The following is a 19,210-nucleotide window of genomic DNA, read 5'->3' on the forward strand; positions in this document are numbered from 1 at the left end:
GCCTATTAAATACAATGATGATGGTTGGCCACTTTGCTCTAAAGATTTCTTCTGTACCAATGAAACCAAAAGGCCTGGAGCCGAGAAGAAGGAAGAATCGAAAGATTCAAATGGCGGTGCCCACAGGCAAAACTAATTAAAGGTAAATGGGTTACTTCTTGTGATAACCCCTGTAATGGCAAGCCTTGCGGTCGTGTAACCTTCACATCTCCTGCCATGGATAAACGCATGTATCCAGGTGTGATTAGAGGCTCTGACGAATGGATTTCTGACTACAAAATTAGGACTGTAGTAGAAAAAAACATTCAATACCTTAAGGAGCCTATGGCCTGTGGTAATCTTAAAACAAGAGACAACCTAACTATTAAAGCAGATTTATATCTCGCAGGTATCACACAACTAATTACTGTAATACTTGCAGATAAAATTCATGAGCACAAGTATATACGTAGTTTAAAACCTTTAATCGCTTGATTTACTAACTTACTCTTGAAACTTATGTCTTATACATAAGCTTATTTGTGCTGCAATTTCATCAACAAGGTTCTGGTTTTTCAGTCAAATCACTAACATATATCCCTCTTAAGTTATCAAAGTCCATTTTACATCTCTTCTAACTTTTTACATCTGATTTTTTAAGTCATTTTGCAAATGCCTATAAATTAATAAATAAATAATATGGTTGAAAAAAGTTGGAATTGTAAAAAGAGAGAAATAACCATATTTATGTAACTGTATCTTAGCAAACATTTATTTAGAAGTAAAGCGAATTGCTTTAAATGTTAGAATTTGTTTATAATTAATACTTCATGAAAAAAGGATATGTAGTGCAGCAGATACACATGAAATTGAGAAAATGAGAAAATATTTTTTTGCATGGTGAATTTGTAACAACACAACCTGCCAATGAATATTATGCTATTGTAAAGAATCTAAAATGAAAGGATTGATTTAATAATGGGTAAAGGTTGTGTAGGCGGTATATTTGATAACGACGAAATTTTATGGTTCATTATTCTTTTCTTATTACTGTTTTTCTGTAAGCCGTTTGGACCAGTAGCAGGTGTTGGAGATTGTTAGTTTCATGATTTGAGATGCCATTAACATTGGAAGTGGCGGAATAATCCTTACGATACAGACTGCGGCTTTTGATTTGGTTTAAATATTGGCAATAATATTAATAATACTTATCTACTGTGTCTAAGGATTTTCTGCGGTTTTAATGTGGCGGCAAGATCGAAAAGGCAATTAGGTATTAATTGAGGGGGCTATAAGCCTCCTCAATTTTTTTGTGAAATTTATTAAGCATGGCATATAGATTAAAAAAATGAATTTTACTTATAGAGCAGGGATCAAAGTACTTGAAAGTGTTGAAATAATAGTATATGGGAACATCCGTATGTACGAATGTTCCCATATATGTACGCTTAGCTATTAACGGGAATGAATTTACTAGTATTCATAGCCTCTTCCATTGAAGAACAGTATCAAGAAAACAAGAATAAAAAATAAGATTTCGCAGTTGTCACCAAAAATATTTTTAATACCGTCTGACATATTTATTACCTCCATGAAGTTTATAGAATAATATATATTATTCAATTTAATAAAAAGGGTGCATTTAAGTTGAATATTTTTTTAATCTTCTTTAGTGAACGTTACTATCTGATTTGAATTAATAAAAATAACGCGTTTTCCTACATCAATCCCTATTAAGCTATCAAACGCTTCAACTACTTTACCGGAAAGCTCTGATCCGTCGACCAATGTAAATTTTATTCTGGTCATCATAAATTTACATTTTATAAAGCTAACAATTGAATTCATTGGCCCCATTATATTTCATCTCCTATTTTTATCAAGGATATTAGGTTCCTTATACTATAATATTATTAGACTACATAAAGTGATACAGAAACTTGAACAGCTTATAGATTTAAAGTAGATAGGATTATACAACAACACCAAAAGTGTAAATGATAGTCCAATTTAGATAATTATATGGTATAATAAAGGAAAATAGTTAATGGAAGGTGTTAAATATTATGAAAAAATTTGTGATAGGTTTAGTCTTGGGTAGCATCATTACTGGAACAGTAGGGGCAGCAGCACAATATGTTTTAACTCCTATAACCTATAATATCACAGTTAATGGCAAAACTTTGCAGGACGAGCAATATCCAATATTAAACTGGAATGGGACAACTTATTTAAGTCTTAGAAAGACAACTGAAGCAATAGGAGCGAAACTTTTTTGGAATAAGGACACTAAAACAGCTGAATTGACTACAATTAAAACAGATAATCCACCTGCAGATGCTACTCCAAATACTACTCCAAATACTACTCCAAATAACGGGACCACAGTGGACAATAAAATATCCAGTGGAAGCTTGTTAATGAAATCGGATTACATAGAATTGAGCGGTGAGCCTGTAAAATATGCAATAAATGATAGCGAATACTATATCGAGTTTTCCAGACTAGCAGCCTGTACGACATCAGATGCCAACAATTATTATATTAAAATACCTAACAAAGGAGAATTGACTTTACCAAAACAAGAAGGAACTGATATGATAAAGGCTAATGATTCAATAATTGTTTATGGCGATGTAGTATATGTAAGAATATCGGATTTAAACTTTACAACCGAAATAAAAGACAATGTGCTGTGGCTTAAATAATAGTGGATAATAAACGTTACAATCAACATGGAGTTAATATTATGGTTAAACAAGCAGATGAATGCGATATACCAATCATTGAAGAAATACTATTGGATGCAGTAAACTGGATGTCTAATAATGGACTGCAAAACCAATGGAATGAGTCAAATGTTAAGTGGTCTAGTCTATCAAAGTCATATAGAATAAATAACTTTTATATTGCATACCAAAATGGATTACCATCTGCTTGTATGGCTTTAACAGACTATGACCCAACTTATTGGCCTAACATTCCAAAAGGAGAGTCCCTTTATTTGCATAAGTTTGCTGTTAAACGTACATTTGCTGGAAAGGGACTTTCAAAAGAATTAATAGATTTTGCAAAAAAGTTAGCCTGTAGTTATTGTATTACTGCAATTCGCCTTAATTGTAACCAGCATCGAAATAAATTAAGGGCAGTATATGAAAAAGAGGGATTTATATGTGTGGAAGAGAAGACTTTCTTTGAAAGACATGATACGGCTTTATATATCTGCATTGTTAATGACCTTAACCCAGTAGTATAAGCATAATCTGGAATAAGATGGGACGTAACCGTTTGGAACTATACTCCAATCATCATTAATACCAATTCAAAAGAAAAAGTCCTCAAAACACTTAAGTTTTAAGGACTTCATCATTTCTATGTTGGTCGGAGTGACGTGACTTGAACACGCAACTGCTTGCACCCAAAGCAAGATTTTAACTCTTCTAACATCACTTGCTGTATGACTTTGTGTTTTAATACACCGTTTTATACACCAAAATCATATTGAAGCACTTACTATTGTAATTTTAATTCCATAATCATAAGAACAGGCTTATTTGAATCTAAAACTACACTCTCATCTGCACTTAGAACAGATAATACTAATTCTTCGGGGATTTTTTCAATTGGTTCAAAAAACGCAACACCTTCCTCTGTAACAGCATCGCCTTTTATTTCATTATCATTTATTGACGATGTCGCTCGCTTGAAAACTAAGGGATTGCCGGTTTTATCTATCAATGATAACTCATATGCTTCTCCTAGTTTATGCGTAAACTTAAAACTAATCGCAACAGATGCCGGAGAAAATACAATGTCCTTTATAAGCATTGTCCTGTTATCTGTTTTATATGTTTTCATTATGTCTATTTTTTTACTTTGACTATCGCTTTTGTTGCGGTCAAGCGGAATAATAAATTCAAACTCTTTCCCATCCGTTTTATTATTTTCCCGAATAATAAATCTTAATTCAAATTTGTCCGGCAAGTCTTTAGGTACTGGTATATTTGAAGTAATATAACTTGAATCTTCCGCATTGTTGGGAATTTCTCCGCCACTTCCACCACCGATACATTTATCGTTGTAGTAGAAAAGCGGCAATAGATGATTTTTGGCTAAAGTGCCACCTTTAACAGCCCAACCAATACTGATTTCAGCCTGGTCATAGTACACTTCCTTTATAGCAACTGTCAATTCACCTTTTGTTTCTTGCAAGTCGATAAAATTAGTTAATCCCTTATCGCTTGCGTTTTTAAGTCCTTTATCCGTGAACATTTCAAAGACTTCACCAATAAAGGGTATTTTTGCAAGTTCGTTTGCTACTTTAGGATAAGCGTAGCAAGTACCAAATAAGGCAGTAAATACAAAACTTATTGTAATAAAGATTGTTAATCCACGTCTTAATACTATATGGTTTTGTTCTTTCCTTATTGCTTTTTTAATTACAAAATCAATGTTATCAGGCACTTGTATTCTTTCTAGTTGTTCTTTAAGAATATTCATTCTTTTACCACCGCTTTCAAGTTTGCTAATTCACGTCTTAAAATACCCAAAGCTTTATTGAGATGCGATTTTACTGTACCACTAGGGGAGGACAATATTTCGGAAATTTGATTTATTGTAAAGTCTTGAAAATATTTCAAGATAATTATTGTTTTAAGATTAAAGTCTAATCTATCAATAGCTTCCTGCAAATCTATATTCAATTCAAGTGTATCTAATATATCTTCGCCATCATCAGCTAATTGGTAAATTTGTTCTGACTCCATCAATTGTAATTCGTTTTCAGAAATCCTCTTTTTCTTTTTTAAAAAATTTAAACAGCAGTTCATTGTTATTTTTGTTATCCATGTATTAAAAAATTCGGGGGTATTAAGTTTTTTAATTGATGAATAGGCTTTTGAAACTGTTTCAGAGACTAAATCTAAAGAATCATTATTATCCTTTAGATAAACATATGACAGTCTAAATATATCAGCCTTTCTTTCTTCAATTAACTCTACAAAAGCGTTTTTATCCCCTTTAATAGCTTCTATGACTTTTTCAGTATTAACAATGACCATTTTTAATCTCCTAATATGCTGTAAAATTTCATCTCAATAGTATTAGACAATGAATAACTTAAAAAGGTTTTGGTTTTGAAAAAAATTTATCTTTTTTCTTTTATCTTTACTTTGATGTCTAATTTCTTGCTATCTCTCAGAATAGAAAGGTTAATTTCATCACCAACTTTATAACTTTTAATAATCTCATTTTATTATAACTAATGATTAATTAGTGATTTTTATACTTTTTGAAATGAAAAAAGCGGACTACAGAAACCCTGTAAGCCGCTTCTTTTCTTTGGTCGGAGTGACGTGACTTGAACACGCGACCCCTTGCACCCCAAGCAAGTACTCTAGCCAAACTGAGCTACACCCCGATAACGAATTCTTATTATAGCACAATCTATTTTAATTGTAAATAAAAAAAATAAAATGTATAAAACATGATTTATTTGCTTATAATTAAAATTGAACAATAATATTTAAGGGAGGAAATTTATATGTTAAGCGATGAGGCAGCACCACTTAGTGAGCCTCTGAGGTTAAAAACTCAAAGAAAAGTCAAGAAGACAATTTTATTGGCTGCATATATAATATTTGTTGTGGTGATATCTCTAGGTGTTAATAATTATATAATATATAATTGGTATAAGGGCACCAGAGAAAAGTATGAGGACACATTCTTAAGAATCCAGACTATATCTGAGGAAAACAGTAGTCTTGTATCAAAGAATAGAGCCACCACACAGGAGTACAGTTTATTAGAAGATAAATTTGAAAAGATTTCAACACAGCATGAGCAAATAACTATGCAGCTTGAAGAAATTAAAAATAGAAATTATGAGCTTATGGAAAAGAATAAAGAGCTCGAAGATAAAAACAAGGAATTGGCACAAGACAACATTGAGCTTCAAAACACATTGAAAAAAGCTGCTTCTGTAGGGATAAGGCCACAAAGCTTTACCGAATTCCAGGGTATAAGTTCTAGAGGCTCGGTGGAACGAGGTAGGTATGTTGGTAAGTTTTTAGGAACAGCCTATACTCCATGTAGTTCTGAATGTGGTAATAACCTTGGGATTACAAACTCAGGACAGCCGATAATACCAGGGGTATCAATTGCTATAGATAAAAAATACTGGCCATTTGGAACAGTTTTCTATATAAAAGGTTTAGGATACGCAGTAGCTATGGATACAGGCAGTGCAATTAAAGGAAAGAAAAGATTTGATTTTGCGGTATTTGATAAAGATTTTGCAAATAAGTTGGGTACAAGCTATTGGGATGTTTACCTGGTAAAACTGGGGAACGGCAAAGTAGAAGATGTACCACTTTAAAGCAAAAAAGGTGCTTACAGGCAGATGTAAGCACCTTTTTTGCGACGTTTGCACAAATGTCTTTAAACTAGATTAATTTACTATCAGATGCGGATTTGTTTTTAAAGAAGGAATTATATATTTAATCTAGAATAGGAATATAGATAAAGCAGAGATAAGAATAGCATAAACAAGGGGGTATTATAAGCATGGAAGTTGTAAATATTAAGCCAAAAAAGAAGGTACCCAAAATATCACCTAAGCTAATTTTAGGTGCATGTTTGATTTTAGTTGTATTGGTTATTTCATTTAACTCATACTATACTGTAAACGATCAGCAGCAGGCCGTTGTCCTTACATTTGGAAAGGTAACGAGTATTGAGGGCGCAGGAATGCATTTTAAATTACCGGATCCTATACAGTCAGTTATCAAAGTACCGGTGCAAAAAACTCAAAAACTTGAACTGGGTTACAGGGATGGAAAAGATGGTAAATATGTTGCTGTTGATGAGGAATCAAAGATGATTACCGGTGATTACAACATTATCAGAATTGACTTTTTCATTGAATGGAAGATTTCAGACCCTAAAAAATATCTGTTTGAAGCTGTTGAACCGGATGAAATACTCAGAAATACGACACTTAGTGCTGCAAGGTCAGTTGTAGGTTCTGCAACTATTGATGATGTTTTGACGAGTGGAAAAGTTGCTATACAAAGTGATATAAAGGAAAAGCTTATGCAAAGTCTTGAAAACTATGATATTGGAGTACAGGTAATTGATGTGAAAATTCAAGATTCTGAGCCTCCAACAGATGCAGTAAAACAGGCGTTTAAGAATGTTGAAAATGCAAAGCAGAGTAAAGAGACGGCAATAAATGAAGCAAACAAGTACAAAAACTCAGAGCTCCCCAAAGCACAAGCTGAATCAGACAAGATAATCAGAAATGGAGAGTCACAGAGGCAAACTAAGATCAATGATGCCAAAGGGCAAGTTGTAAAATTTCAAAAAATGTATGAGGAATATAAGAATTATAAGGATATAACAAAGAAAAGACTTTATCTTGAAGCAATGGAAGAAATACTTCCGGGTATTACTGTTTATATTGAGGATAATTCCGGTGATATACAGAAAATTCTACCGTTGAAGCCGTTTGAAAACAAGGGGGGCAATTAATATGAAAAAGGTGTTAATAGCTGCAGCAGCGTTTATTGCTCTTATAGTAATACTTATGAGCGCATATATAGTAAAAGAAGATGAATATGCTTGTATAAAAAGATTCGGAAAAGTAATAGAAACGAAAAGTTCAGCAGGGCTTTATTTAAAGGTGCCATTTGTTGACAGCAAGTTTGTCCTTCCAAAGAAAAAGATTTTATATGACCTGCAGCCTTCAAATGTTCTTACAAAAGACAAGAAGGCAATGGTTGTTGATAACTATGTAATCTGGGAAATTACAGATCCTCTTGAATTTTATAAATCAGTGAGTTTGGTATCGGAAGCTGAAAAAAGAATAGATGCAGCAGTATATAATGCAGTTAAAAACACTATGGGAACATTAGAACAAAGCAGCATAATTAATGAAGAACTTTCAGGAAGAGGAGCATTTAATGAAGCTGTAACTAAAGATGTAGCAAATCAGATCAAACGTTATGGGATTGAAGTAAAAGATGTTGAAATAAAAAGGCTTGATTTGCCATCTGAGAACGAAGAATCAGTATATAAGAGAATGATTTCCGAAAGAGAAAAAATTGCTGAGCAGTATGTTGCTGAAGGAAATTATGAGGCACAAAAAATCAAAAATGAGGTAGACAAACAGGTTAACATACTAATTTCTGAAGCAAAATCAAAGGAACAGGAACTTTTAGGTGAAGGAGAAGCAGAACATATAAAAATCCTTGCTGATGCTTACTCTGGTGATAAAATGGAGTTTTATGAATTTATTAGATCTCTTGAGGCAATGAAGACATCGCTCAAAGGTGATAAAACTCTGGTGCTTCCTCTAGACTCACCTCTTACCAAATATCTTATAAATGGTGGCAATTAAGAGTGAAACGATAAAAAATATAAGCACGGTCAGTAAAGTTGAAATTTTAACTTACTGGCCGTGTTTTTTTGAATATTTATTTACCTTTAAAACCATAATATCAGTAGAATTTTTAAATTTAACCAGTATATCTACATATGCATTACCGAAGAAATAGTTAGATAAATTGCATATTTATCTTTGAAGTTGGTTACCTCAAAAGATACTAAGGAGTGGATTTTTTGGCAGATATTAAAAAGGTATTAAAAGACTGGTTTATCTTCAAAGAACCTGACAAAATTGAACAATTTATATTAAAAGAAGTTGAAGGGGAATCTTTGAATAAGCAGAAAGATGCTAATGAAGCTGGAAAAGCAGATGGAAAAGGAAATGAAGGAAATGGGAATTCCTCTGAAAAAAAAGGAAATGGGAATCCCCCTGAAAAAAAAGAGAGTCAGGGCCATAAAAAAAGAGGTATAAAAACTCAATTTGCCCCAATTAATACGGTTGGTGGTAATAGTAATGATAATGAACAAAAATGTGAGTGCAGTGATAGCAAGAGTGGGGGAGATAATAACGGGGATGGTGAAGAAGAGAAAAAAACAAAAGATGTAAGCACAATGACAAAAGTAAGTAAAACACTCTCTGACAATATTGCTTTTCTCAAGAAAAAGTATACTATACCGGATAATGGGGATATAGTGTTGAGAGAGTTTGATATAGTTGCAAAAAATAAAAGTATTCCAGCCTGTATGATTTTCATTGATGGGATGACTAGCAGAGATGTCATAGATTTGGCTATCCTTCAGCCCCTTATGCTATTATCTAATATTGAAATAAAGGGCAAGGAAGAAGATATAGGGCTGTTTGTAAGGAATCATCTGCTTCCGCATAACCAGATAAAAATGGTAAATGAGCTTAGTAAAGTCATAGATGAGGTTAATTTTGGAGGCTGCGGAATTTTTATAGACGGCATTGATGTAGCCTTTGCAGCGGACGTTAAAGGATGGCAGGGCAGAGGAGTCAGCAGTCCGAACACTGAGATGGTTATCCGGGGACCTCAGGAAGGTTTTAATGAACTATTAAGAACTAACACAGGGCTAATCAGAAAGATTTTAAAGGATGAAGATGTCATAGCTGAGAGTATCAGCATTGGCAGACGAAGTAAGACGCCCTGTTCGCTTATGTATATTAAGGATATTGCTAATGACTCATTAGTGGCTGAGGTAAGAAGACGTTTAAAGGGAATCAAGATAGATTACCTTTTTGATTCTGGAGAATTGGAACAGCTTCTTGAAGACAACTCCTATCTGGCTGTGCCCCAGATAATTGCTACCGAGAGGCCGGACAGGGTCGCAGCTATGCTGACTGAAGGTAAAGTTGCCGTTGTTGTACATGGGAGCCCTTTTGTACTGGTAATGCCAACAACTCATATTGATCTGTTTCATTCGCCTGAGGACTCATATATCAGATTTCCATATGCAAACCTGTTAAGAATAATCAGAATAATTGCAATTGCTATGTCACTGCTGCTTCCAGGTCTATATATTGCAATAACAAATTTCCATCAGGAGATGATTCCTACAGACTTATTATTTGCTATTGAAGCGTCACGGGAGAAGGTGCCTTTTCCATCTGTAGTTGAATTGCTCATAATGGAATTTGCTTTTGAACTTATAAGAGAAGCCGGTATAAGGATACCCGGTCCTATTGGACCTACTCTTGGCATAGTTGGAGGCCTGATTCTTGGACAGGCTGCAGTTGCAGCTAATATAGTAAGTCCAATTATGATTATAATTGTTGCTGTTACGGGTATAGGTTCCTTTGCAATACCCAATTTCAGCCTGGGGTATGCCTATAGAATATTAAGGTTTGTATATATTTTTCTCAGCGCTACTGCAGGGTTTCTTGGTATAACCTTTGGACTTTATTTACAGGGATTATGGTTTGCGGCTTCAAAATCCTTTGGTGTTCCATTTATGACACCTATAGGTCCTATGACAAAAGGGGGCTTTGCTGATCAAATATTAAGGGCTCCTATATGGAAACAGGAGGAAAGACCGGATTTTCTTAATGTTAAAGATAATAAGAAGCAGCCAAAAATAAGCAGACAGTGGGCAGATGATGACAAGAATTAGCAATGCTAAGAAATACTTAAGAGGAGGCTTAAAATGGCGGATAAAATTCGTTTTGGAAGAACGGAAGCAATTCTTACCCTTGTAAACTTGGCTTCGATACAGGTTTTTATTGGATTTCCTCGTAGAATGGCTGATTCGGGTGGGACGGCAGGTTGGATTATACCTATATACACAGTTGTTTTTGCTTTAATAATATTTTTCTTTATTTCAAAGATGTACACAAGCTTTGAAGGAAAGGATATACTTGATATTGCCCAAATTGCAGGTGGTAACTTTGGAAGGATATTAGTAGGGTTAATTTTCATAGCAAACTATGCTTTAATTTTATCAGTTGTTTTAAGAGAGTTCGGGGAGGATGTTAAAGTATTTTCCCTAACCCAATCACCTATAAGTTTTGTTATCATTTTTTTCATTATTGGTGTGATAACAGCGTCGTATTTTGGTCTTGAGGCTATTGTAAGGATAAGTACCTTTATTGTTCCAATTGTGGCGTTTGGTTTTTTTATTGTTGTAATTGGAAATATAAAATACTTTGAGTTCTCAAGATTGCTTCCGATATTGGGAAATGGACCTTATAAGATATTTATACAAGGAATACCCCAAATATCATTATACTCTAGCATGAGCATATTGTTCTTTATGGCACCCTTTATAGGAAAAAACAAAGATTTCAAAATTGTTGGCAACGTTAGTTTAGTGCTATCCGCAATACTTCTCACTATTGGGGCCTTGGTCTATTTATTGGTAGTACCTTATCCGACTTCTACTGAGAATATAATTCCGTACTTGCATTTAGCCAGGTATGTTAACTATGGACGTTTTTTTGAAAGAATTGAATCTATATTTGTTCTTATTTGGTCTTTGGCAGCCCTTTCTTACTTAAGTGTAGGGTCGTTCTTTTTGATTTATATAATAAAGAAGACCTTTAGGCTCCAGTACTATAGACCTCTAATCTTACCAATATCCTTAATTTTATTTACTCTATGTTTAATGCCTCAAAGCCTTTTATCAGCAGCTGATTTGGAAGTAAATATCTTCAGGAAGTTCGCATGGATTGTTACTTTTGGTGTTCCTATAGTTGTTTTATTATTGGCAAAGTTAGTTAAAAGGAAAAAAGAAGGTGGAAAATGCAATGAAAAAATATAAGGTTTTAATTGTTGTTATGTTTATTTTACTGCAATGTACAATGCTTACCGGATGTTATGACAAACGGGAGCTTGATGATATGGCTTACCCTGTTGCATTAGGCTTTGATAAGGGCAAGGCTAATGAACTAAGGATGACTCTCCAACTGGCAGTGCCTATATCTATAGGAGGGGGTAGTGAAGGAGGGGGTGGTGGCGAAGGTGACAAGAGTGTATCTGTGGTTACCGTTGATACACCGACTATATTTTCCGGGCTTAATATGCTCAATACATTTGTAAGTAAACAGATAAACCTTTCCCATGTAAAGGTTATTGTTTTCTCAGATGAACTTGCAAAGGAAGGAATAAGCAGGTACATGCATGCTATGATAAGGAACAGGGAATTCAGGCCAAATGCGCATGTAATTGTATCGAGAGGATCAGCAGAAAAATTTATCAATGCAGTTAAGCCAAAACTTGAGACAAATCCTGCTAAATACTATGAACAATTACTAAATGCATATAGATATACTGGATTTACTACAGATTCACAGCTTGCTGATTTTTATCATAATTCAGAGTCTATAGATATTCAACCCGTGGCAGTTCTTGCCGGTATAAACAAGTTTAAATATTCAGATGACTTTGACATAAGTGGCTCGACATATAAAGAAAAGGGAAGAGATATACCATTAGAAGGCGACTTTAAGGCGGGTGATTTGCCTAAAACCGGTGACTTAAAAATTGAAATTATGGGTCTGGCAGTATTTGACGGTGCAAAGATGGTTGGAGAAATAGACGGTGAAGATACAACTTATCACCTTATGCTTATGAACAAATTCAATTCGTCGTCAATAACAATACCTGATCCGCTAGAAAAAAATAAATTGGTAGTTCTTAACATAAAGCAGAGTAGGAATACAAAAAAGAGTGTTCAAATGATTGGCGATAAACCCAGCTTAAATGCGAAGGTGCTTCTTGAGGCTGATATTTTATCAATACAAAGCGGGTATAACTATGAGAGCAAAGAAAATATCGGTAAGCTGGAGAGCAGTGCAAGTGAGTTTTTGAAGGAGGGAATTCTAAGATATCTTAATAAAAGCTGTAAGGAGTTTGGAACGGATAACGTTGGCTTTGGAAAGAAGATGAAGGGTAAATTCCTTACATGGAAAGAGTGGGAACAATTTGATTGGTTTACTAAGTATAAAGAAGCAACTTTTAATGTTGATGTTGATGTAAAGATAAGAAGACCTGGGCTTATTTTGAAGTCTCTTCCTGAAGAAAGAAGTAATAAGGAATAAGGAATAAAAGAAAGAAGGAGAAATAATGAGCTTTTTAAGTACAATTTTTATATTTGTAATTTTAATATGGGTATTTATAAGGACTTTAAGCTATGGAAAGTGGACTTGGGATAAAAAAAACAGGCTTGGTGCAATTATGATATTAGTAGTTGCTCTCGCAGAGCTTATCCTTCCCATATATTCGCTTTATTTTAGGGAATAAGGAGGAGATGTATGGAAAGAAAAATAACGTTTGGTCAATGGGAAACTGTATGCATGCTTATAACTATGTTAACAACAAAGGTCATACTGAACTATCCGCGTGGATTGGTAAGTATTGGGGGACCCGCCGCATGGCTTGTTTGTGTATACTATTTTTTAATTGTTACTGCAGTTTTTTATATCATATCCAAGCTATATGGAAGATTCGAAGGCAAAGACCTTATAGATATTGGTGAAAGTATAGGAGGAAAACCGTTAAAAATAATTGTTGGTGTTATTTTGCTTGGTTTTATTATTGCCCTTATGTCAATATATTTGAGAACCTATAGTGAAGAGATGAAAGTGATTTCGCTCAGCGATTCACCATTAAGCTTTGTTACGATGTTCTTTATTATAGGTGCACTAATTAGCAGTTACTTGGGCCTAGAGGGTATTGTGAGGATCCAGGCATTTATAATACCGGTTGTCGCTGTTGTTTTTGTAATTTTTATAATAGCTCTCCTACCACTAGTAGAATTTTCGAACTTTACACCAATTCTAGGAACAGGGCCTAAGGAGGTTTTTGTTAAAAGTATTACTAAATTAGGTGGATATTCAGAGCTTATTTTTTTGTTTTTTGTGATACCTTATATAAAGAAGACGGCAGAGTTTAAAAAAGCAGGGCATAAGGCTATTACTATCTCTACACTTATAGTTTTAGTTACTACTTTTGTATATACTGGGATATATCCATATCCTTCAGAAATGGAAGGATATATTCCTGTGTACGAATTGGGGAGAATGCTTTGGTTCGGAAGGTTTCTTCAGAGGTTTGAATCTGTGTTTATGATTATTTGGGTATTATTTGGCTTAATGTACCTAAGCGTAATTTTCTATTTTATAGTACATATATTTAGAAAAACTTTTGATCTTCAATATCAAAGACCGCTTATATTGCCATTTGCTATATTGGTTTTCAACATTAGCTTCCTATTTAAGAGATTTTCAGATCTTGATAAAGCAACAATATTTTTCAGAGATTGGTCGTTACTTGTGTTGCTTTGTATGATAATTATTCTGTTGATTCTTGGTAGATTTATTGGTAAAGGTAAGAATAAGTATAAAAAAATCAATATATAAAATCTATTTCGAGGCGCTAGAATCAAATAATGTTCATATTAAAAAGCAGCAGGAAACTTATGGGTATAAACTGTCTGCGTAAAGTAAATAATATCATTCTATAGACGTTATTTGTTATGGAAAATATTTTGATAGACAAAGAGGCTAGGATAATGGCAACGATCGGAATACCAAAGGGTATGTTTTATTTTGAGCATAGCACAATGTGGGAGGACTTTTTTAAGAGTTTGGGATTCGATGTGGTTATATCACAGGATACAAACAAGAAGGTGATGGATGATGGCGTAAAACATTGCAGTAATGAAACTTGTTTGCCTGTTAAGGTATTTCACGGGCATGTAGCGAGTCTTAAGGACAAGGTTGATTTTGTTTTCATTCCAAGGTATCAGAGTACAGGGAAGAATGAGTATACATGTCCAAAGTTTTGTGGACTTCCGGATATGACAGCTATCAACTTAGGAGGGCAGATTAAGATTTTGGAAGTGAAAATCAATATGGATGCATATCCTGGTGAAACAGTTGAAAGCCTTAAGGTAATAGCTAAAACATTAAAGTTAAATCCTGCAAAAGTTTTAGAAGCATTTAATAAATCATATTCAAAGCACATGAAAACGAAAGTTGGGACTGATAACAATTTGTGCAATAAGGAGAATGAAGGCAGCAGTAAAGTTGTTCTCTCCTTACTTGGCCATCCGTATATGATTTATGACAGCTATTTAAGTATGAGACTTATAGAAAAACTTAACAAGAGAAATATAGCCGTTTTTACACCAAGAGATATTGATTTCGAAACAAAACGCAGAAATGCTTACCCATACCAGGAAAAGACTTTTTGGGATATAGGATTTGAATTGCTGGGTAGTGCTTTTACATATGCAAAGGATGAACGGGTAAAGGGAATGATATATCTTACACCGTTTGCCTGTGGGTTGGATGCTTTTATAATGGAGTTTATTGAAAGTAGAATCAAGTCCGAGTATCGAAGCCTTCCTTTACTGAAACTTACAGTTGATGAACACACGGGAGAAGCTGGTTTTGATACCAGACTTGAAGCATTTATAGATATGATAGGGTGATTTTTATGAAGATTACATTTCCGCATATGGGAAACATGTATATACCAATAAAGGTGCTTCTGGATACAGCAGGCATAGAATATGTGATGCCTCCGCTAAATTCAAAAGAAACTATGGAATTGGGTGTTGTGAACTCGCCTGAATTTGCCTGCATGCCTTTTAAAACAATACTGGGGGACCTTATTTATGGTATTGAAAATGGTGCAGACTTTATACTTTTCGGTGGGGGAAACGGGCAGTGCAGATTTGGATATTATGGAGACCTTCTGTCTGAAATAATCAGAAATCTGAAATATCAGGTAAAATTTGTGTGCCTTGAGACGAGCAATATTACCATAAAAGGAGTTTTAGACAAGATCAGCCCTTTGACAAAAGACAAAAGTAATATTGATTTAATTAAGGGAATAATATATGCTGCAAAAACAGTTTTTTTAGTTGATAAGGTGGACAAGCTGGCAGGATATGCAAGATGCAGAGAGATAAACAAAGGACAGACTGACAGAGTGATTGCAAAGTTCCATAGCAATGTACAAAAAGCTAAAGGGTACGAGAGTATATTGAGCATAATAAGTTCAACAAAAAAAGAGTTGAGGAAAATTCCTATTGATAGGAAATTTATGCCTCTAAAGGTTGCTATAGTTGGAGAGATATATGCGGCGTCCCATAAAGGAATCAATTTTGAACTTGAAAGAAAGCTTGGCAATATGGGAGTTGAAGTTTACAACAATTTAAGTGTGAGTCACTGGATTTTTGATCACTTTATAAAAAATAATCTGCCTTTTAAGATTAGGAACAAAAACCATGAGGCAGGTAAGGAATTCATTAATACAGATGATATTGGAGGACATGGAATTCAGACTGTTGGTGCGTCAATATTAAGTGCTAAAAAGAAGTATGACGGTGTTATCCAGATATATCCTTTTACCTGTATGCCTGAAATAATTGCACAGAGCACTCTTGTAGAAGTTCAGAGAAAATACAACATTCCGATAATGACGCTAATTGTTGATGAAATGACAGGAGAGGAAGGCTATTTGACAAGATTGGAGGCTTTTGTAGACATGCTTGGAATGAGAAAAAGGCATAGAGGGAATTTGGTCACGCAATTTGCAGATATTAATTATTCCTTTATAAGGAAGCACTTTTAACAAACATAGCTAATATAGTACCACTAATTACTGTAATTGATTTCTAACTGAACTAATTATTATATAATATGTATTGCGTAATAAGTAGACAAATTATATTGGAAATTGGTATAATTACGTATATTAGAAATCAAGGGAGGTTATACTTAGTGGGGGACGTTAGAGATCGCGATAATCCTGCTGAATTTAAACTAAAGCTGAATATGAAAGAAAATAGGTTGTTCTTGAAAACGTTTTTGCTATTTAGTGCGGCTGTTTTGATTTCTCTTTATGTAGGTTCTAAAGACTATACTTTTTTTCATTCGATAATAGAGTTGGTTGGAATATTTATTGGTATAAGTATTGCAAGTATTGCGTACCATAGTTCAAAGCTGTTAAAAAATGGAGCTTTCTTATATCTGGGAGCGATGTTTTTATTTATAAGTCTGTTTCAAATAATTCATATGTTTACCTATAAAGGTGTTAACATTTTTCCTTGGAATGATTACAATTTAGCTATTCAAATTTCGATTGCATGTAAGTACCTTGAGGCATTTTCATTACTAGTCATGTTTTTCATACCCAGTGCTGTTTTTGAAAAGAGTGAAAACTTTAAAATCATTGTTGCTATATACTTATTAGCCACATCTATTATAATGTTATTCATAGTACGCTGGAGAATATTCCCTAGATGTGCATATGATAATGCTGAACAGACGATGTTTAAGATTGTTAGTGAATATATAGTTTTGTTTTTGTATGTTTTAATTACGATAATGTTATATGCAAAAAAACACAATTTTGAGCACAGATTATTTAATTGCATGTTTTCATTTATTGCTATAAAACTATTGGCAGAGGTATTATTTGTGTCAGGTGCTCAAGTAAATGATACAGCCAATATTCTAGCACATTTCATAAGATTATTTGCTTATTGTGTAATTTTCAGGGCTATTACTATAGGAGAAACTAACGAACCTTTGATAATTCTATATGATAAACTTGATCGGAAAAACAAAGAATTTGAGCAAAAAACAATTGAACTTGAAATGGTAAATAGCCAGCTAAAGCTTGAAGTTGAGGAGAGTATACGGGCTGAAGAACTGTTGAGGAAAAGTGAAGAAAGATATAGGTCACTTTTGGAGTTATTGCCAGAGGCTGTATTTTTGCATGACAGGGAAAATGTTTTATTTGTAAACCAATTAGGAGTGAGACTTTTAGGTTTGGAAAATAAGCAGCAAGGCTTAGAAATCTCCTTGTTTGATTTGTTTGGTGAGGAAAATTATCATTCATTTCTACTTGAAATGGATGAGATTGTAAAGAATGGTCGCCAGGTTGCCTTTGAACAAACAGTGTTGAATAGTAACAAATGTTTCAAAGTTGAATTTGTTACAACCCCACATATAGCTGATGATAAGCATGTATTTATAAGTGTGATAAGAGATCTTGCTCAAATGAAAAAAATCAAAGAGATGGAAAAAAGTGTAGTTGAGAATAAAAGACTTCTTAAAGAAATTACTGAAAAGCATAAAATGAAGACGGATTATTTTACAAATTTGTCTCATGAATTTCGTACACCTTTGAGTATTATGCTTTGTACTCTTAAAATAATGGAATCTTTTTGTAAGTTGGAAGAAAATTTAAATGACCAGAAAGAGAAGATGGCCCAATATATCGCGTCAGTTAAAACTAATTCATACAGGTTGTTTAAGATTGCTAATAACTTTCTTGAGATAGCAAAAATAGATTCCGGTTATGGTGAACTCAAGCTTAAAAACTATAATATTGTAAGTATAGTGGAAAAAGTTACAATGTCGGTTTGGGAATATACCAGAAATAGGAGGATTAGTCTGATGTTTGATACTGATACAGAGGAGATAATTTTAGCTTGCGACATAGATAAAATAGAAATGATAGTATTAAATCTCTTATCCAATGCGATAAAATTTACAAGGGAAGGTGGGCAGATAGAAGTTAATATTTTTAATCATAAACAACATGTATTAATTTCTGTATCAGACACTGGAATTGGGATACCTGAGGATAAGCTTGATTTAATCTTTGAGAGATTTAAGCAGGTTGACAATTCATTGGCAAAGGACTATGAAGGCATAGGAGTTGGTTTGTCACTGGTTAAGGCACTTGTCGAAATGCATGGTGGAAATATTGAAGTGGAAAGCAGTTTGGGTGTTGGATCTACGTTTAAGGTTTTATTACCAAAAAGAATATTGCCTGATGAACCGTATTTTGACAATAGTGAAATAGATGCTGAAATTGAAAGAAGTATAGATGAAAAAGTTTATATTGAGCTTTCAAATGTATTATGAAAGTAGTTCTATAATAAATGTCAGGATGATAAGGCGAAAAAATATAATCATTAAAAGCTAGGGGTTTTTGCCAGAAATAAAATAAAGAACTTGAAGCTTTATAGCATCAAGTTCTTTTTGGCAGGGGAGACGCGACTCGAACACGCAACTTACGGTTTTGGAGACCGTTGCTCTACCATTGAACTACTCCCCTTCGGCGCTTTTATAGTATACAACAGGATTAAATTCATGTCAATGGGTGATTTTTGATAAAGTAAAAAAAATGTTGAATTTTTTTACTTTATATCATGCAACTACTTTGAAGTTACTTAATTATTTTGGTTATATTAGGTCTTAGGTTTTTCAATCTATACGCCATGTTTGGTATTGATAAGAATCAAAAACAATGTTATACTGAAAAAAATTCAATAAAATTTAGATACGGTTGGGTGAATTCTATAT

17 protein-coding genes, 2 tRNA genes and 1 other annotated feature (1 of these 20 running past the window's edge) are annotated in these 19,210 nt (G+C 33.8%); of the genes, 14 read left to right on the forward strand and 5 right to left on the reverse strand.

The genetic code is table 11. From position 1 onward, the window contains the following. Window positions 1-216: 216 nt before the first annotated feature. Complete coding sequence (locus ACECE_RS28045) at window positions 217-474, forward strand: hypothetical protein (protein WP_162862475.1); 258 nt, start codon at window positions 217-219, stop codon at window positions 472-474. Window positions 475-1,638: 1,164 nt separating this feature from the next. Here ACECE_RS28045 and ACECE_RS0218185 read toward each other — a convergent pair. After that, window positions 1,639-1,836 carry a hypothetical protein gene (locus ACECE_RS0218185; RefSeq protein ID WP_010249832.1) on the reverse strand — a complete coding sequence of 66 codons (198 nt, stop codon included), beginning with the start codon at window positions 1,834-1,836 and terminating at the stop codon, window positions 1,639-1,641. Between the two features lie 209 nt (window positions 1,837-2,045). Here ACECE_RS0218185 and ACECE_RS0218190 point away from each other — a divergent pair, with 209 nt between their 5' ends. Together ACECE_RS0218190 and ACECE_RS0218195 are read left to right on the forward strand one after the other, a co-directional pair. Then, window positions 2,046-2,687, forward strand: a complete 642-nt coding sequence (locus ACECE_RS0218190) for a stalk domain-containing protein (RefSeq protein ID WP_010249834.1) — start codon at window positions 2,046-2,048, stop codon at window positions 2,685-2,687. Window positions 2,688-2,728: 41 nt separating this feature from the next. Further along, on the forward strand, window positions 2,729-3,235 hold the full coding sequence (locus ACECE_RS0218195) for a GNAT family N-acetyltransferase (protein WP_010249836.1): 507 nt from the start codon (window positions 2,729-2,731) through the stop codon (window positions 3,233-3,235). Window positions 3,236-3,492: 257 nt separating this feature from the next. On the opposite strand, the gene ACECE_RS0218200 is transcribed toward ACECE_RS0218195, so the two are convergent. The 3 genes from ACECE_RS0218200 to ACECE_RS0218210 all read right to left on the reverse strand — a co-directional run bounded on the left by ACECE_RS0218200 (window position 3,493) and on the right by ACECE_RS0218210 (window position 5,398). Continuing rightward, a complete protein-coding gene (locus tag ACECE_RS0218200; RefSeq protein ID WP_010249838.1) occupies window positions 3,493-4,479 on the reverse strand; it encodes a DUF4179 domain-containing protein in 987 nt (328 codons plus the stop codon). After that, window positions 4,476-5,039, reverse strand: a complete 564-nt coding sequence (locus ACECE_RS0218205) for a sigma-70 family RNA polymerase sigma factor (protein ID WP_010249840.1) — start codon at window positions 5,037-5,039, stop codon at window positions 4,476-4,478. The genes ACECE_RS0218200 and ACECE_RS0218205 overlap by 4 nt, the downstream gene beginning before the upstream one ends. 281 nt (window positions 5,040-5,320) lie before the next feature. Further along, window positions 5,321-5,398: transfer RNA gene (locus ACECE_RS0218210), tRNA-Pro, on the reverse strand. Window positions 5,399-5,521: 123 nt separating this feature from the next. Here ACECE_RS0218210 and ACECE_RS0218215 point away from each other — a divergent pair. From ACECE_RS0218215 to ACECE_RS0218265, 11 genes are all read left to right on the forward strand, one after another. Then, window positions 5,522-6,355: a 3D domain-containing protein gene (locus ACECE_RS0218215; RefSeq protein ID WP_010249842.1), complete on the forward strand. Its 834-nt coding sequence runs from the start codon at window positions 5,522-5,524 to the stop codon at window positions 6,353-6,355. A gap of 188 nt (window positions 6,356-6,543) precedes the next feature. Continuing rightward, a complete protein-coding gene (gene hflK / locus ACECE_RS0218220; RefSeq protein WP_010249844.1) occupies window positions 6,544-7,509 on the forward strand; it encodes an FtsH protease activity modulator HflK in 966 nt (321 codons plus the stop codon). Between the two features lies 1 nt (window position 7,510). Next, complete coding sequence (gene hflC, locus ACECE_RS0218225; RefSeq protein WP_010249846.1) at window positions 7,511-8,377, forward strand: protease modulator HflC; 867 nt, start codon at window positions 7,511-7,513, stop codon at window positions 8,375-8,377. A gap of 221 nt (window positions 8,378-8,598) precedes the next feature. Next, window positions 8,599-10,494, forward strand: coding sequence for a spore germination protein (locus ACECE_RS0218230; protein ID WP_010249848.1), 1,896 nt, complete (start codon window positions 8,599-8,601; stop codon window positions 10,492-10,494). Between the two features lie 33 nt (window positions 10,495-10,527). Beyond that, window positions 10,528-11,640, forward strand: a complete 1,113-nt coding sequence (locus ACECE_RS0218235; RefSeq protein ID WP_010249850.1) for a GerAB/ArcD/ProY family transporter — start codon at window positions 10,528-10,530, stop codon at window positions 11,638-11,640. Further along, window positions 11,627-12,919, forward strand: coding sequence for a Ger(x)C family spore germination protein (locus ACECE_RS0218240; protein ID WP_010249851.1), 1,293 nt, complete (start codon window positions 11,627-11,629; stop codon window positions 12,917-12,919). The genes ACECE_RS0218235 and ACECE_RS0218240 overlap by 14 nt, the downstream gene beginning before the upstream one ends. A 25-nt stretch (window positions 12,920-12,944) precedes the next feature. Next, on the forward strand, window positions 12,945-13,121 hold the full coding sequence (locus ACECE_RS31260; protein ID WP_162862581.1) for a hypothetical protein: 177 nt from the start codon (window positions 12,945-12,947) through the stop codon (window positions 13,119-13,121). Between the two features lie 11 nt (window positions 13,122-13,132). Beyond that, a complete protein-coding gene (locus tag ACECE_RS0218250; protein WP_010249853.1) occupies window positions 13,133-14,239 on the forward strand; it encodes a GerAB/ArcD/ProY family transporter in 1,107 nt (368 codons plus the stop codon). A 152-nt stretch (window positions 14,240-14,391) separates the two neighbouring features. Further along, on the forward strand, window positions 14,392-15,315 hold the full coding sequence (locus ACECE_RS0218255) for an acyl-CoA dehydratase activase-related protein (RefSeq protein ID WP_010249856.1): 924 nt from the start codon (window positions 14,392-14,394) through the stop codon (window positions 15,313-15,315). Between the two features lie 5 nt (window positions 15,316-15,320). Then, window positions 15,321-16,463 carry a hypothetical protein gene (locus ACECE_RS0218260; RefSeq protein ID WP_010249858.1) on the forward strand — a complete coding sequence of 381 codons (1,143 nt, stop codon included), beginning with the start codon at window positions 15,321-15,323 and terminating at the stop codon, window positions 16,461-16,463. A 149-nt stretch (window positions 16,464-16,612) separates the two neighbouring features. Then, entirely contained in the window at window positions 16,613-18,769 is a 2,157-nt protein-coding gene (locus ACECE_RS0218265; RefSeq protein WP_010249859.1) for a sensor histidine kinase, read from the forward strand. Between the two features lie 118 nt (window positions 18,770-18,887). Here the strand turns inward: ACECE_RS0218265 and ACECE_RS0218270 are convergent. Then, window positions 18,888-18,962, reverse strand: a tRNA-Trp gene (locus ACECE_RS0218270). Window positions 18,963-19,191: 229 nt separating this feature from the next. Continuing rightward, window positions 19,192-19,210 (forward strand) — a sequence feature (sodium ion sensor (DUF1646 type); this cis-regulatory element may regulate processes involved in with the transportation of sodium ions); it runs 38 nt beyond the window's last position.

This window comes from Acetivibrio cellulolyticus CD2, assembly GCF_000179595.2.
Classification (GTDB): Bacteria; Bacillota; Clostridia; order Acetivibrionales; family Acetivibrionaceae; genus Acetivibrio; species Acetivibrio cellulolyticus.

Bases quoted from the DNA above. Each gene is read 5' to 3' on its own strand.
- ACECE_RS0218185 (WP_010249832.1), bottom strand. From the start codon at position 1,836: ATGGGGCCAATGAATTCAATTGTTAGCTTTATAAAATGTAAATTTATG.
- ACECE_RS0218260 (WP_010249858.1), top strand. From the start codon at position 15,321: ATGAAGATTACATTTCCGCATATGGGAAACATGTATATACCAATAAAG.
- ACECE_RS0218215 (WP_010249842.1), top strand. From the start codon at position 5,522: ATGTTAAGCGATGAGGCAGCACCACTTAGTGAGCCTCTGAGGTTAAAA.
- ACECE_RS0218195 (WP_010249836.1), top strand. From the start codon at position 2,729: ATGGTTAAACAAGCAGATGAATGCGATATACCAATCATTGAAGAAATA.
- ACECE_RS0218240 (WP_010249851.1), top strand. From the start codon at position 11,627: ATGAAAAAATATAAGGTTTTAATTGTTGTTATGTTTATTTTACTGCAA.
- ACECE_RS0218255 (WP_010249856.1), top strand. From the start codon at position 14,392: ATGGCAACGATCGGAATACCAAAGGGTATGTTTTATTTTGAGCATAGC.
- ACECE_RS0218190 (WP_010249834.1), top strand. From the start codon at position 2,046: ATGAAAAAATTTGTGATAGGTTTAGTCTTGGGTAGCATCATTACTGGA.
- ACECE_RS0218205 (WP_010249840.1), bottom strand. From the start codon at position 5,039: ATGGTCATTGTTAATACTGAAAAAGTCATAGAAGCTATTAAAGGGGAT.
- ACECE_RS28045 (WP_162862475.1), top strand. From the start codon at position 217: ATGGATAAACGCATGTATCCAGGTGTGATTAGAGGCTCTGACGAATGG.
- ACECE_RS0218200 (WP_010249838.1), bottom strand. From the start codon at position 4,479: ATGAATATTCTTAAAGAACAACTAGAAAGAATACAAGTGCCTGATAAC.
- ACECE_RS31260 (WP_162862581.1), top strand. From the start codon at position 12,945: ATGAGCTTTTTAAGTACAATTTTTATATTTGTAATTTTAATATGGGTA.
- hflK (WP_010249844.1), top strand. From the start codon at position 6,544: ATGGAAGTTGTAAATATTAAGCCAAAAAAGAAGGTACCCAAAATATCA.
- hflC (WP_010249846.1), top strand. From the start codon at position 7,511: ATGAAAAAGGTGTTAATAGCTGCAGCAGCGTTTATTGCTCTTATAGTA.
- ACECE_RS0218235 (WP_010249850.1), top strand. From the start codon at position 10,528: ATGGCGGATAAAATTCGTTTTGGAAGAACGGAAGCAATTCTTACCCTT.
- ACECE_RS0218250 (WP_010249853.1), top strand. From the start codon at position 13,133: ATGGAAAGAAAAATAACGTTTGGTCAATGGGAAACTGTATGCATGCTT.